The 14,551-nt window shown below is 44.5% G+C and carries 16 protein-coding genes; all 16 read right to left on the reverse strand.

The genetic code is table 11. The annotated features are described in order from the left end of the window. Nucleotides 1-186: 186 nt before the first annotated feature. The 16 genes from KQI66_RS01000 to KQI66_RS01075 all read right to left on the reverse strand — a co-directional run bounded on the left by KQI66_RS01000 (nucleotide 187) and on the right by KQI66_RS01075 (nucleotide 14,369). Nucleotides 187-2,553, reverse strand: a complete 2,367-nt coding sequence (locus KQI66_RS01000) for an N-acetylmuramoyl-L-alanine amidase family protein (protein WP_216426843.1) — start codon at nucleotides 2,551-2,553, stop codon at nucleotides 187-189. Nucleotides 2,554-2,950: 397 nt separating this feature from the next. Beyond that, nucleotides 2,951-4,357, reverse strand: a complete 1,407-nt coding sequence (locus tag KQI66_RS01005; RefSeq protein ID WP_216426844.1) for a hypothetical protein — start codon at nucleotides 4,355-4,357, stop codon at nucleotides 2,951-2,953. Beyond that, entirely contained in the window at nucleotides 4,357-5,043 is a 687-nt protein-coding gene (locus KQI66_RS01010; RefSeq protein ID WP_216426845.1) for a peptidoglycan recognition protein family protein, read from the reverse strand. Before KQI66_RS01010 ends, KQI66_RS01005 begins: the two co-directional genes overlap by 1 nt. Next, nucleotides 5,040-5,309 (reverse strand): phage holin family protein, encoded by a 270-nt coding sequence (locus KQI66_RS01015; RefSeq protein ID WP_216426846.1) that lies wholly within the window; start codon nucleotides 5,307-5,309, stop codon nucleotides 5,040-5,042. The genes KQI66_RS01010 and KQI66_RS01015 overlap by 4 nt, the downstream gene beginning before the upstream one ends. 20 nt (nucleotides 5,310-5,329) lie before the next feature. Next, a complete protein-coding gene (locus KQI66_RS01020; RefSeq protein WP_216426847.1) occupies nucleotides 5,330-5,599 on the reverse strand; it encodes a hypothetical protein in 270 nt (89 codons plus the stop codon). Next, nucleotides 5,592-6,017 carry a hypothetical protein gene (locus KQI66_RS01025; RefSeq protein ID WP_216426848.1) on the reverse strand — a complete coding sequence of 142 codons (426 nt, stop codon included), beginning with the start codon at nucleotides 6,015-6,017 and terminating at the stop codon, nucleotides 5,592-5,594. Before KQI66_RS01025 ends, KQI66_RS01020 begins: the two co-directional genes overlap by 8 nt. Next, nucleotides 6,018-6,152 carry an XkdX family protein gene (locus KQI66_RS01030; protein WP_216426849.1) on the reverse strand — a complete coding sequence of 45 codons (135 nt, stop codon included), beginning with the start codon at nucleotides 6,150-6,152 and terminating at the stop codon, nucleotides 6,018-6,020. It abuts the gene before it with no gap. A 15-nt stretch (nucleotides 6,153-6,167) separates the two neighbouring features. Next, the gene (locus KQI66_RS01035) at nucleotides 6,168-6,374 is read right to left on the reverse strand and encodes a hypothetical protein (protein WP_216426850.1); all 207 of its coding nucleotides are present in this window, start codon (nucleotides 6,372-6,374) and stop codon (nucleotides 6,168-6,170) included. Between the two features lie 18 nt (nucleotides 6,375-6,392). After that, complete coding sequence (locus tag KQI66_RS01040) at nucleotides 6,393-6,881, reverse strand: hypothetical protein (protein WP_216426851.1); 489 nt, start codon at nucleotides 6,879-6,881, stop codon at nucleotides 6,393-6,395. A 2-nt stretch (nucleotides 6,882-6,883) separates the two neighbouring features. Continuing rightward, the gene (locus tag KQI66_RS01045; RefSeq protein WP_216426852.1) at nucleotides 6,884-7,696 is read right to left on the reverse strand and encodes a hypothetical protein; all 813 of its coding nucleotides are present in this window, start codon (nucleotides 7,694-7,696) and stop codon (nucleotides 6,884-6,886) included. 467 nt (nucleotides 7,697-8,163) lie between these two features. Continuing rightward, entirely contained in the window at nucleotides 8,164-10,017 is a 1,854-nt protein-coding gene (locus KQI66_RS01050; protein ID WP_216426853.1) for a hypothetical protein, read from the reverse strand. Between the two features lie 11 nt (nucleotides 10,018-10,028). Beyond that, entirely contained in the window at nucleotides 10,029-10,610 is a 582-nt protein-coding gene (locus KQI66_RS01055) for a hypothetical protein (protein ID WP_216426854.1), read from the reverse strand. 15 nt (nucleotides 10,611-10,625) lie between these two features. Further along, entirely contained in the window at nucleotides 10,626-11,627 is a 1,002-nt protein-coding gene (locus KQI66_RS01060) for a Mu-like prophage major head subunit gpT family protein (protein ID WP_216426855.1), read from the reverse strand. Nucleotides 11,628-11,646: 19 nt separating this feature from the next. Further along, a complete protein-coding gene (locus KQI66_RS01065) occupies nucleotides 11,647-12,009 on the reverse strand; it encodes a hypothetical protein (protein WP_216426856.1) in 363 nt (120 codons plus the stop codon). Between the two features lie 12 nt (nucleotides 12,010-12,021). After that, on the reverse strand, nucleotides 12,022-12,513 hold the full coding sequence (locus tag KQI66_RS01070; protein ID WP_216426857.1) for a hypothetical protein: 492 nt from the start codon (nucleotides 12,511-12,513) through the stop codon (nucleotides 12,022-12,024). 125 nt (nucleotides 12,514-12,638) lie between these two features. After that, the gene (locus KQI66_RS01075) at nucleotides 12,639-14,369 is read right to left on the reverse strand and encodes a hypothetical protein (protein WP_216426858.1); all 1,731 of its coding nucleotides are present in this window, start codon (nucleotides 14,367-14,369) and stop codon (nucleotides 12,639-12,641) included. Nucleotides 14,370-14,551: the final 182 nt, after the last annotated feature.

Raw genomic sequence — 14,551 nt, forward strand, 5'->3', positions numbered from 1 at the left:
GCGTGTCCGGAAAGGAGAGAGCGCGAGAGAGGAAAGTCGGACTTCGCAATTTAAGAGCTTCCTCTCTCGCAAAAACGCCCTTGCGACTTGTAAAGCCGCAAAATGATTTTAAAAAATTGCCGATTGTCAAAAAAGTATACCATATTACAAAAACAGGCATCCGCTTTAAGCAGATACCTGTTTTTCTTATCTTAACCTATATGTACTTACTACGCTTTTTATGCCTTTATAAATTCCGTTGGCAAATGCCTGTCTGCCTTTTGATGAATTGATGAGCGACATATCCTTGCTGTTTGTCATAAATCCTGTTTCTATAAGCGCTGCCGGCACATGAGTTCTGTTGAGAACAATCAGGTCAGCTCTGTTTTTAACTCCTCTTTTGTATGTGCCTGCATTGGAGCATACATAATTCTGGAGCGTGCTGGCAAGCTGATAACTGGTGAGATGTCCGTTGCCTTCACCGGAATGTGGTGTATAAAGCACCTCTGTACCGTTAATGCCTGCGTTTCCGACTATTGTATTGCAATGAATTGAAACAAACATATCCGCTCCGGCGTTTGCCATATATGCTCGCTTATAGTTATCAACGTAGCTGTCTGTAAGTCGTGTTACATATACCTTTACATTACTGCCTTCGAAAAGATTATAAACTCGTTTGGCTATATCGAGCGTTATTGCTTTTTCATAAACTCCGTTTACAACCGCACCCGGCATTGAACCGCCGTGTCCTGCATCAAGAACAACAACCGCATCATAAACCGTTCTCGGATCTACCTGATCAATATAAATATATCCGCCGTTTTCATAAATATTATACTCGGCAATAAGGCTCGGAGTTATTGTTATACGTGTCTTTCCGTTGACAGTTGAGAACACTGCCGAAGAAATATAAGCCGCCTGTGCATTATTACTTGAATAGCTTAATCTCTTTGAGCCGTACGCACTGCTGTAATCTCCGTTAAGATAAATGATATGGTTTCCTGTATAAGGATCATACGAGGTTGTTATTGCCGAAGCCTTAAGATTGCCTGTCTGAGTAAAACGAAGAGTTTTTCCGTCGTTTATAATGCTTTCGGAAATTGATCTGACAGGTTTTTTAAGCACTATTCTTAAATATCCATCGCCTGTTGTGGTTGTGTACTCTGTTCCGTTTGAAACCTCAAGAACAACTCTTGTGCTTGTGAGCGAGAACTGGCTCATACGGATAGTGTTTATATAATGCGTTGGAATAACATCGGGAAGTGAACCGATATTCTTTGAGGAATCATCAATATCGACAACTATACGGTACGGCTTATTGAGCATGAATGTATTATAATCCGGTGTTTCGTCCGCATATATTGTTACTATGTCGTTTGTTCCGTCATCATCAAAGGTAATTCTTCTTACGGCGTTAAGTGTATTTCCAAGCTCGTCCTCCCCTGTCGAAGGAGTTGACGGATTATCTGTATCTTCGCCGATAATCGGTGACGAAGGATTGGTTGTTGTTCCTCCTGTTGAACCGCCGGAACCGAAGCTTACAACGATTCCTGTTCCATCTGTGGTCTTTTTAACCGAATAATCGCCTGCCGCCTCGGTAAGGTCGAATACAACCCTTACTATTTTATAAGGCTCCATTGCGTTCTGTGCAATTCTTATTCTTTCGACAGGTGCATCGTTGACTGCCATATTTGTGTTTTCAACGGCAATATTTCCGCCGTAAATATCGACTGCAACCTTTGAACCGAGAACTGTGGCATATTTATACTGCCATATATTTCCCGATGTCTTAATTGTGTAAGCATCGTTTCCGTTTGCCGCAACACCGGTTACCCTTACCTCATTGGCACTCGAAGATACATTTGTATCTATTTCCGATGCGTCAACATGGGAAAGGTCTGTTACCTTATTGGGATCCTGCGTTGTATCGGAGCCGATAACACTTCCGCCTGTATTTCCGGTGTTATTGTTATCGTTGTTGTCATTATTATCATTGCTGCCGCTATTATCGTTATTAGTATCTCCGCTGTTGTCCGGCTCTTCCGTAGGATTATCGGGAACAGTCACCGTACCGTCGCCGCCGAGAACATAGGAGATTATATTTACGGTTCTTGTGGCATCGTCCCAGCCGACTGTTGCACCGACTGCCTCCGCAATGGCTCTTACGGGAACCATTGTCCTGTCGTTTATTATCATCGGAGCAACGTCCATATTGAAGGCTGTGCCGTTCATTGTGCCTGCCTTATTGTTTATATACATTATTACCTCATCGCCGTTTTCAAAATCAGCGGTAATCTTTTCGGTCTTGCTGTCCCAGCGCACCGTTGCACCCATTGCCTCGAATATGGCTCTGAGCGGCACAAGAGTTCTGCCGTTGATTATTACCGGCGGCATATCGAGATTTTCCAGCTCGTTGTCATCAACAACAACATGAACCTCCTTCTCTCTGTATGACACCGTTCTGCCGTTGTAGGTCAAATTCATATTTATCACTCGCACACTTGCCGCCATCGCACCACAGCTCATAAGTACGGTAAGCACGAGCGAAACAATAATCAATTTTAAATGCTTCATTGCTCCACCTCTGTTTATTACAAAATTATTAACGGTAACAGTATAGCACAAAATGACGTATTTGGGATAAATTTATTTAGATATGAAGAAATATTAATAATTTTGTAAAATTATTGGAAAAATATATAGGATTTATTTCATTCAAATTTGTAAATAATTAAATTAAAGACTTATGGGACTTTGTCCCATACCCTACAAGCCTTTAAAAAGGCTTGACCTAAATTTTGATTTAAAATTTTATATTATTAGAGGTAATGTATATGAAATTACAATGCAGACTTAATTGCATTCACTCTCAATACGGCATATGCCGCATAAAAGCCCTCAACAGACGGCAATCCCTTGCGTGCAGTCCATGCCCGTATTTTGAGCAGAACACAGCAAGGGATATTAAAAACTAAAAATTGAGGTTAAATTTTGACTTCACATAATTATTAGCCGCATTTATGCCGACAAAGTCAAATATGCTCGGCGTTTTATTTGCTTTTGTGCTTTCAGAGCTTTTTGCGTTTTTTGTACTTTTAGTCTTAGTGCTTTTCTTTGTGCCGGACGTTCTTCTGCCATAGGACACCGTCTTTGTGTTTGCCGCAATATACGCCGAACGCATAGCCGAAATTTCGCTGTCGGTATAGCCGAGCTGTTTATAGCCGTCAAATATGCCATAGTCCGCAAGCGTATCTGCCCTATCGGAAAGCCTGTCATACTCGGTCTTTTCTGCCGATGCCTTCTGCTTGTCCAGTGCAAGCTGATAGTTAAGCTCATCATAATAGCTGTCATTTTTCAGCTTATCCGCAGAAAGCTGATAATCCATAAGCTTGAGGTTATATTCCTGCTGACGGTAAAGCTGGTTTTCATACGCACTTAACGCCTTAAGCCAGTATTCCGTTTCTGCCTCGGCAATATCGCTGTTTGCCGAAAGCTGTGCATTGGCTATCTGTGTATCCATGCTTTTATTCATATATAAACGGTTGGTTTCGTTTTCGTTTACCGCATTCTCATAATCCGCCGCTAACTGCAATGCCGCAGTTTCGCTCATGCCGCCGTAAAGTCCCATTGCCGCAAGCTGTTGAGGAAGCTTAAGCTGTGCCTGCATTCCCGTTACATACGCCTGTCGTGCTATCTCGTCAAACTTACGCTCATAGTCCTCTCTGTCGGCATTAAGGTTGTTTATGAGTATATCGGTTCTCGCCTGTATAGCCGCCGCCTGTCTTTTTGCCGCAGCCGAATACTGACCGAACCAATCCACAGACGGCTCTGACGAAAGCGAAGGAATGCCGGAGCCTATGCCGCTTATGTTAAGCGAATCACTCTGTCCCTTTGCATATGCTCCCGATATATCCGAGCCGCCGAAGCCCTTCATATAATCATAGCCGTAAACGCCGCTTAAATATTCCGCCTGTCTTTTTGCCATGTCATATGCTTTGCCGTAGCCCTTATCCGAGGAATATATGTCCCTTGTAAAGCCTTTTTTGCCACTGCCGTCACCAACAGCCGTAACGCCGTAGTTATAGCTGTTGCCGGTAAGCGAGCCTTTTCCGTAGGTCGTTGCCGAAACAAGGTCTACCTTGGACAAATCCTTTCCTGCCTTTTCTGCCGCATCTCTGTAATCGGTTGCATTGGAATAGGTAACACTGCCGTCCGACCAGCGGAAAGCCGTTTCCCTGTTGGAATATCCCATGCCTCTGCCATAGCCTCCGGCACTGCTGTCGGCTTTTGTTTCTGTCGCTACATTATTATTTTCTTTTTTCTTTTCGCCCTTATCTGTGCTGTCTATGAGCTTTCCTCCGCTAAACGTATATTGCATTACATCATCTCCTTTGTCCTTCTGAGCATTGAAACAAGCTCCTCTCTTGTGACGAAGGCTCTGTATCTCATGCCGCCCTCGTCACCGACAATAATTCCGTTTTCTTCTGCCCATTTTCTGTCATCTGCCGACCATGCCGACGGAGAAAGCCTGTCACGTTTATTCAGCTCCGCATTAAATCTTTCGCCGAAAGCCTTATCCGACATATCTGCCATGTATCTTTTCACCCTTTCCAAAAAGTATTTCCAGTCAATTTCTTCCTTTATATAGTTCCTGTCAATTAGTATTCTCGGGCAGTTTTTTCCGCTCCAGTCAAAATGTCTGACTATCTCGTTTTCGCTTAAGCCAAACTCCAAAGCCTTTTCCGCCGTAAGCTGTGCCGCATTTTCTACTGCCTTCTTTCGGTTGCCGCTTTCGCAAATTTCTATTGAAAGCGAATGACGGTTGCCGTCGGCAGAACCGCAATGCCAGGCCTCCTCATTGTCGGGAATCGCATGGATTATATTGCTGTCATCAACGCAGTAATGCCATGCCGCCTGTCTTGTGTTGGCAGGATTGTCGAGCCATTTTCTTTCGCCGAGTGCCGTACTGTGCGGATTTGCGGTTGAATGTATGGTTATTGTTGTTTTGGGATATGCACCGCCCGGTCTAAGGCGGTGTCCCTTTGATAAAAGCATTTCTGTCATAAATTATCACCGTTTTTTATTAGATTTCTAAACATTTCATATAATCCTGTACTTGCAAGACCACTGAAAAGTCCGCCTAAAAGTATCTCTGCCGTAAAGGCTTTGTTTACCCATATATTTATTGCCACACCGAGAACACCCATGGCAAGCGGTATAAAACGGTTAATGCCATCGTTTGGCACAATGTTTTTGATTATATATCCTATACAGAGGCATATACCGACAATGAGCGGAACTGCCATATTAGAAAGAAAATCCATATTCATACACATTTCTCCTTTGCTTTTTATGATGCCTTTTCGAGTACCTCTATCCTTCTGTTTGCCGATTTTATTTTTTCAGCCTCAATATCCATACGCTTTTCAAGGTTATAGGTACGTTCCACAAGTGTATTGTGCTTATCGACTCTCGCCGTAAGCTCCGTAAGTCTGTAATCGATAAGCTCGATTGTGCGTTCATGCTTTTTCTGTGCCATAATATACTGGCTTCTGTTGTTTATCATACAGACCAAAAGCGTTACAGCCGCACTTATAAATGAAGGTAAAATATTATTCATTTTCTTCACTCTCCCCAAGCATTAGATAAAGCTGTCTTAAAAGCTCACAATCGTTTTTCTTCGCCTCATTGCCCTTTGTTATGATTACCTTTCTGTCATGTATAACCTTGTCGGGAGTATAGAATTTATCCTCTCTCGTTTTGGCAAGGTACACATAGCATGGGCCTGCTCCCCATACCGTATATACGCTGTTGTTAAGGAACGGAAGCCCTTCATGTGCATATACCTCGTCTGTCATAACATATTTTCCGCTTTCTGCCGCTATGTCCTCCCATTCGGACGCATGAAGAAGTCCGTATTTATCCTTATAGAGGAACACAACTCCGTCATCGGGTATTTCTGTCTTTTTTCCGTCCTCATATATGTAATTATGATGTGATGCGGCTCTTTCGCCTTTATTTATGATTAATTTTCTCAATTAGTTTTTCTCCTTTCCTGTGATAAGCTTATATTCCTCAGCTGTTATTTTTCCCTTTTCCACTGCCTTTGCCACCTGTGCGTCACTCCAAAGGCCCTTGTCGTAAAAGCCCTTTATTTTTTCAAACCAGTCCAAAGCCGTTCTCCTTTCTTATTCCGAAACCATAACAAGATATGCAGTATCGGCCTCGATTTTATCGAGCTGTGACACCCTGCTTTCAATATGCCAGTCGCCGTCGTAATAATATCTTCCGAGAACATCATCATTCTCGTCTATCTCAACCGCATTTTTTCCGACAGGCTCGCCTATGCCGACCGAAACACAGCAGTCGTTTTTATCCAGAACCGCATAAAACATATTCATTCCTCCTTAAAATTAATCCACCGAAATATCCGCTTTATCGCTTATGACATCTGCCATAAATTTAATGTTTGCAATATTGGTGCTGTATCCACCCATAACTCCGCTTATTGTTACCGCCACTCCGGCAGAAACCGCAAGTACAGCCGTCTTTGTTTCAGTTGCCACAGACGAGCTGTTTTTAATGCTCAATATGGTTGTTCCGTCTGCCTTAAGCTCGACCGCCGGCTTGGAGCTTGATGTGCTTTTTCCGGTGAGCGTTGCCATAACGGTTATTTTTCCGGAGCATGATGGAGTTATGCTGAACGAAAAGGCTGTCTTGCCGCCGGAATGCTCCGCAATAACGTGGCTGCCTTCGTAGAACCTGAAGCCGCCCTCTGCCGAAGAAATTATTTTGTTTAGCTTGCCCATTGCGGTTGTATCTCCGCTGTCCGATGCCGAACCTATGGTGCTTTTCACTTCCTCCAGAGTTGACTGCTTAGCTATGTAGATTTCCCCTGCCATTTTTAAACCTCCTTATAATACAGTCCACCGTTTTTTATGCCGAGAATATATGTCTTTCCGTTGGAATCGTCGGCAATTTTGTTTTTGTCCGATTTCGAAACGGCGTTTACGTCCTCTGCCGTAAGCGTTATATCTGCCGAAAGTGCGTGGCCGTTTATTTTTCTTGTCTGAGGAACGCCGCCGGAAATTATATTATCGTCAACATATTTCTTTGTTGCCGGAGCATAATCGCTTTGCGGAACAAAGGCTGTTGTATTGTCCTTCGTAAGCACGCTGTTTTTGTCGACTTTATCGTCAATTTTCGACACCTTTTGTTTATCGCTGTCGGTATAATCGTTTGCGGAAAGACCTTTGCCGCTCACCTTATCGACCTTATTTTTTATATCAGAAACATATTGGTCGGTGAAGTCATTTTCGGAAAGTGTTCTGCCTTCGGCAAGCTGTTTTTTCAGCTCAGAAACGGCGTTTTTGTCCTCGGAGGTATAATTGTTGTCGGAAAGTGATTTATTCGCCACTTTATCTACCTTTTTGTCAAGTTCCGACTGCATACTCTCCACTTTACTTTTGTGTTCATTGGTAAAATCATTGGTTGATAAGCCTTTATTCTCCACTTTGTCTACCTTTACACCGTCAATGGCGGCATTGTTTTTGTTCTGTGCCTCCACTGCCGCATTGAAATGCGGAATAACCACATCAAGAACCAGTTCGTCAAAGGCTCTCTGTGCCTCGCTGACCGAAAGACCAAGCGGATTCGGCTTTGTGCGGATACCCTTGTCCGCATAAGCGGACGGAAGGATTTTACTTAATTCGTTCACATAATCACCTCTTTCTTTGCCTAAAACCATGGGGCTTTGCCCCAAACCCCAAAATCCTTTAAAAAGGATTTATCTAAACTTTAGCAACCTATTTCTACGAAATAGGTTTAGGAAAAAATTGAAATTAATTCTCCCAACTTGAACACGCCTAAAGTATAAAAACCGTTAAAAATCGAGCAATATTCCTGCGAAGGTCTATGGTCATGACTTTTGCTTTGCAAAAGTTGCTACGCAACCGCACTGTCTTGTGCGGTCAATAGTTTTCAGTAACTTTAGCGTGTCCGGAAAGGAGAGAGCGCGAGAGAGGAAAGTCGCTGGTCATGACTTTCGTAAACGAAAGCAACTGCGTTGCCGTGCCATCTTGCACGGTCAGTATTCGCAATTCTAAGAGCTTCCTCTCTCGCAAAGACAACCTTGCGACTTGTAAAGCCGCAAAATAAATTCCACAAATTCCAATTTGCAAAATATTAAAATAGTTTCTTTGAACCATCGTTATACTCGATTGCAACCGCATGCACTCCGAACGGTTCATTCATTTTTCCGTTTTCGACAGAAAACATAACCTTATCGGTTCTTCGGATATTTATTCTTCTGGCAAATGTATGCGGTGAGCTGTCGGACGAAAAATTGAAATTCTCAAAATCAATATAGGAAAAATCCAGATAAACAGCCTCTCCGCCGCTATCGAAAAGCTTTTTCTTTACGCCGCCGTATTCGGCAAAAACCTCTGCGCTTGTGCGTATCGCCGATGAAAGCGAAACCGCCATATTTCTGAATACCTTTCGTTTATAGAAATCATGTCCGCTGAATTGCGGCATTGTCCAGAGTGCATATATGGGCTTTCCACAATCGTTATAGCTTTCGGGATCGTCCTTATCCGTATAAAACCGCATAACCGAGCCGTCCTCTCTGCCAAAGCACAAGGCTCCGTTTTCCTCCCACATTATCCTTGCGCCTATGCCGTCCCAGATATAACATTCATACTGGAAGGACGAATAGGGCTGACCGCTTTCATATGTCTTTTGCAATCCGTCAAGTATATAAACCTTGTTACCGACCGCACAGAAGAACATATCCCTGTATACACAGCAAAAACAGTTTTCAAGCTCCTCCTTCATAAGCTCGCTGTTTATATAAAACGAGCGGTTCTGGCTGTATTTTTCACCGCTTATGTCCTGAGAGGTAACGGCATATATTCCAAGCTCCGTAACAAACATCGGCTCATTTTGAAGATAACCGAAGCCCTTTGCGGAAACTGCTCCCGGGCCTATAAGCGTATTGATTATCGGAAAGACTGCCTCGGAATTGCTGTCGGTTGTTCCGTTTCGAATAACTATGTTGCGTCCGTCACTGCTTTTTTCCCGAACCACCGCAAGACAGCCGTTTATCACTGCATAGCCCTTTATTGCCGCCTGACCGCCTCCCAGCACCGAATACCATTTGTCACCGAAATAGGTCGGATCCTTTAGTGCCGAATATCGGTCGCAGTCCGGCTCATTGGGATTACCCGAAAGAAACAGCCTGTCACAGCCACCGTTTACGCCGTAAAGTATGCCGAAGGTGCATTTATTGATTTTGTCCGCATAGCCTTCCCTTGTTTTGCATACGGTTATCTCCACGTTATCCATACCTGCAACCGTCGGAGAAGGCGGTGCGGTATTGAATGAAACAATTCCCTTTGTTCTGTCAACGGTGAAATGCGTGCCTTCCTTTTTTGACTGCCATTGACCGTCGGAATCCATTATCCGCACAAGCACCTCATCGGAATCTATTTCCTTCTGTGTAAGCTGATATTTTTTCGATGTGCCGTCGGCAAGATAGCTTTCCTTCCAAGCTCTCGATATTAGATTGACCGGCTCATATACCGTACCTCCTCCGCTCGGAAGACGGGAAATTATGATTGTTGGCACATATGCAATATCCGTAAGCTTTTTGATCTGCTTGTTCCCATCAAATTCTCCGTAAACAAGTGCCTCCTTGCCGTCAAAAATATACAGCCTGTTTTCAAACACAACGCCGTAGGAAAGGCTGTCGTTCATCTCCGAATATAATATTTCATCGCCTGTATAAAGCCTTGTGCCGGCGTGAATAAGTCGATTATTGTCGAAAAAGAACGTACCGTTTATTCTTCCGTCATATTTATTTATCTGCTTAAAGCCCATTCGCTTTCGCACACTGCCGGGAACGTCCCTTATCATATTCAGTGCATTTGGCGAACGGTGTATGCTCACTCCATCGGGAGCGTTGTGCATATCCGTTCCGTAAAATTTATCCGTTGTCAGCACTCTTCTTGTCGGTGCGGACGGTACATTAAACCGCATATTTCAACCTCCTATATCCATTTGGAAACCGACTCAAAGCACATATGTCCGCTTTTTGCCGTATCACGATAAAGCAGAGCCTCTCTTCCGGCCTCGAATTCGTTTCTGTATATGGCGGCTGTCTGCGGATCCTCGTCCTTATAAAGCTCGGCGGCAATATAAAGCGGAAGAAGCACAGCCGCATCCTCTGGTACGTCAAGAACATAATCCTTATCGGTTGCCTGTGTTATTTTCTGCGGATAGGCATTGTAGCCGATTATCCATTTTCCTATGCCATATAAAAGCATTCTTTCGCCGCCGATAAGCGTATAGCCGTCCGTATGTCTGCCGTTCAGAAAAACCTCGTTTTCTCTCAGCGAAAGAAAGTTTTCCGCAAGCTCCTTTAGGCTGAGGTCTGTAACGCTTTCGGCCGTTTCCGTTTCTATTGTTTTCGGTATATATTTGCCGCAGGCGGCAAGGAGCATAAGCCCCTCGTTTGCCGCCAAAGGCATTGCCGCAATATACGGCGAGGTCGAATCGTTTACCAGAATCGTCTGTCCGTCGGAAACAAAAAGCTTATGCAGTACCGAAAGCTGTATATCTCCCCAAGTCATAAAACCGCCTCCGTATCAGCCTAAAAGCACTGTTCCGTCTGTAATGCCTTCTCCGCAGACGGCAATTGAACGCCAGTTATTGAAGCCTGCGCCGAATCTTGCTCTGCCTCTCCATACGTTGGCATCTGTGTTCTGGTCGATGTCCGAACGTGTTGTGAGTGCAAGTCTGTCTACCCATGGCATACACATATAGTCCTTGTTGAAACGACTGTCGAGCATCATAAAATAAGGCTTTCCGCCGATTGTCGAAGGAAGATAATTCCATACAAGCACGTTCCAGAGTCCCATCTGAAAGTTGACCGCATTGTTGTTGGAATTTGGATCTAAATCCGAGCCTACTGCCTCGAATACGGCTCTCTTTAATGCTCCCGAATTGGGAATGATGATTGTGTCGGGAGCAACATTGAGCAGATTTCCGTCGTCGTCGGTGAACTTCTGCATTGCCTCCTGCATGGCGTCCATAACGGAAACGGAAAAGGCGTTTTTAAAAATATTGCTCTGTACATCGCAGCCGCCTGTTATTGACGTATGCTCCTTTGAGAAAAGCGGTTTTCCGTCTGCCGAAAGTGTTGAATATTCCTTTCCGGCAAAGCTTATCTTTTCGCCTGTTCCGCCATAGATAAGGTTGGCGGCGAATTTCTCTCTTGTTCGGTTATAGCTTGTGGCAAAAATATTTGCTCTCGATTTGATTTTTCCGACCTTTGAGTCCTCGACCATTTCCGCCGTTACCTCAAAGGAGCTTTTCCATGTGGTAGGCTCAATTACAACCGAATAGCCCTCCTGCATTCCTGTTTTGGGATATGCGCCGTTTTCGCCAACATCAACAAAATCTCCGAGTGATGTTTCGGATGTATATTTCTCCGCATAGCTGTGCGATTTGTCCATATAGAAAATTTTGTCGATCATCGAAAGCTCTCCGAAAGCCTCCACATTCTGCTCAATGACCGCTCTGATGGGTGCCTGGCTTTTGCCGAAAAGCGAATCGTTTACACCACTGCCCTGTGAAAATATAATCATATCGTTTTACCTCCTTAAATCAGTTGAAATATCCGTAGCTGCCGTAAATGCCGACCGCTGTAATTCTGAAATTTCCTCCGGCTGTCGATGTTATACCCTTTCCATCGGAAGAAAGCGTAACCTTTTTGCCGAGGTCTGCCGAAGTGAGCGGCGTATCAACATAAAACTCAATATCGTCCCTTATTCTTAAAACGGGATATGTACCGTCGGACTGCTTTACTCCGGCACAGATTAATTCCGGCGTATCTGTTCCCGATGCCTTTGCGATAAGTCCTGCCGAGGTTTTTAACGCCTGTCCGAGAACAGGGCTTTCGCCGTCTGCCGCTTTTATATATTCAAGCGGAAGTGATTCGCCCGTAAGTATCTTGTTTACACTGAACATAAAAATTCCTCCTTAAAATCTACTCTGATAATCCTTTATAATCTGTCCGTCCGACCAGTCGGGAAAGAACTCCCTGTACTGCTGCATAACCTCAACGGGAACTGCTCTTTCCGCTCTGGGAGAACCGCCGATGCTTCTCAAATGGCTTTTTGAGCGCATTGAGTTTAAAGCTCGCTGTCTTTCCTCATTGGTTCTCTGCTGATAAATTTCCTCGGCATTGACTATGCCGTATGCCTTATAAAGCGGAACGCCCCTTGACCAGTAATGAAGAAGCTCCTTCGCATAGGGCTTTGTCATAAGCTCCTTAAAGCTTGTTATACCGCAGTCGGGATAATGCTTGATAAGCTTTCCGAGCTCCTCTCTTATGAATCCGCCGATTTCTTCGGCTGTCGGTTCTGCTCCTCCAACGGGCTGTTCCTCTGTCTGCATGACTTCCTTGGGCATATTTCCGATTGGCATTTCCTCGCTGTTGGGATAAACCGCATTGTTTTCATTGTTTTCCATATTTTCACCTCCTTATTTTCTTAAATCCTCGCCCTTGCGGACTGTCGGCTTTTTGTTGCCTTCGTTCTTTAACGCTTTTACCTCCATACTGCCTTTGTTTGAATAGCTTAATCTATTCTTCATGTTCATTCCTCCCTTGTCTGATTTTCGTTTTTTGCCTGCTCTGCGTTTTTTATGATGCTGTCCCTCACCTCCTTTGCATGTGGATAGTGCAGTCTTTCCAGCTCCGTCCAATAGAGCAGCCTTGCACTGTCCTCGGACGGATTGCCGTATGCTCCGTTTGAAAAATTCTCCTTTGCCTCCTTCCACATAAGCTCTCGGTTACCTGCCGGAAGTGTCGATGAGTCAACCGAAAACAGAAATTCATCGTTCCAGTAATATTCTCCGGCGTCATCCATCTCCAAAAAGTCATATCGGTTGAAGGTTCGGTATTCGTTGCCGGTTTCAGTCTGACCGGCTTTCACCGTTACGCCTGTATCGGCATAGGCCAGCAGAAAACGGAACATAATCTCGAAAACCTCCGCATAGGCGGCTCTTTTCATAACTCTTTTGCCCTCAAGCCTTCCTGCGGACTGCTCTGCGGCTATCTGCTTTGCCTTTCCGCTTGTTGCCGTCGGATCGTATCTGCCCTGATAGCTGTCGGTTATGCCGACGGTCTGTCTTGCCGCCTCATAGACTCTCTCCTGATATTCCATATCTCGGCTTATGTCCGGCTGAATGTTCAGAACATCAATAAGCTGCTTGTCGCTTATATTGTTCAGCTCGATAACCTTAAGCTCCTCATCGGTCTTTCTTATGCTTGCACCTCTCGGAAATGTCACATAACTGCCGCCCTTCAAAAGCTTTTCCTGTATTTTTGAGCCGAGCTTTTTTATTAGCTCCTGCTGGTCGGTTATTTTGTCCACATCACTGTCGCCCAACAGCTTTCCGAAAACGCTTACATTTTTCCTTAATACGAGCGGCATAACGTCCGGCGAATAAAACGGTATTTTTGTGCCCTTCTTTATTACCGAGCCGTCCGAGCAGACAACGTCCGACGCAAGAATTTCGCTTTTCTCTGCCTTTACCGTAAAGGAGCGGCATCCGCATGAGCATTCGTCCTCATAGCAGACCGCACCGCAGTTATCGCAATATCTGAGCTGTCGTGACTGGTAGTTTTCTATGTCCTCAACAACAACATCATTCACCCAGCGGAATCGTCCTATTTTTCCGTCTGCATTTCGGTAATAGGCTGTATTGAGCGTAACTATGTCCTCCGAAAAGGCATAATCGCCTGTCGAACGCACATCGGGATTTTCCTCGTATTCCTTATCGACCGAAACGCCGAACATTCGCTTTATAAAAGCCTTTGTTTTTGCGGTCTGTATGATTATGTAATCCATTTCCTTTATGTCGGTAACTCCGCACTGCGGTATAACCTGTTTAGGATGCAAAAGCGTTACCGTTAGCTCTCCGTCGGAGCTGTGTCCGCCCTTCGTTATGTCCCATTCGACAAGAAAAAAATCTCCGCCCTGTATCGGTGTCGTTCTTTCGTCCATGTCGTTTATGGTTTCAAAGGGCAGTCTGTCCAGCTCGTTTATAAGAAAAGCTTCGACAAGCTCTGCCTTTTTCTCGTCTGCCTTTCGTCTTGCCGTAACCTTCGGACGGGGTATCGTTGTTTCTGCCTCTGCCTCGATAAGCTCCGAAACAATGTTGCGTACACAGCTTGCGTTCTTTGCACCGACCGCCGAATATATTGTGTGTGTTCCGCAGTATAATGCCTCCCGCCTGTCCATGTCCGATAAATCGGAGCTGTAAGCACTTAAGCTGTTGTAAAGCCTGTCCTGCCAAAGGGATAGCTTTTCTCTTTTATTCAATATAAAACCTCCTTACTTGGGACTTTGCCCCAAACCCCACCACCCTTTAAAAAGGGTGGACCTAAACTTTGATTAACTACATTCTTACGAATGTAGTTAGGGAGAATTTAAAATCAAACCTCCCAACTCAAACACACCTAAAGTATAAAAACCGTTAAAAATCGAGCATCATTCCCTTGCGA

It is taken from the genome of Anaerotignum sp. MSJ-24, assembly GCF_018918145.1.
Taxonomy (GTDB): Bacteria; Bacillota; Clostridia; order Lachnospirales; family Anaerotignaceae; genus Metalachnospira.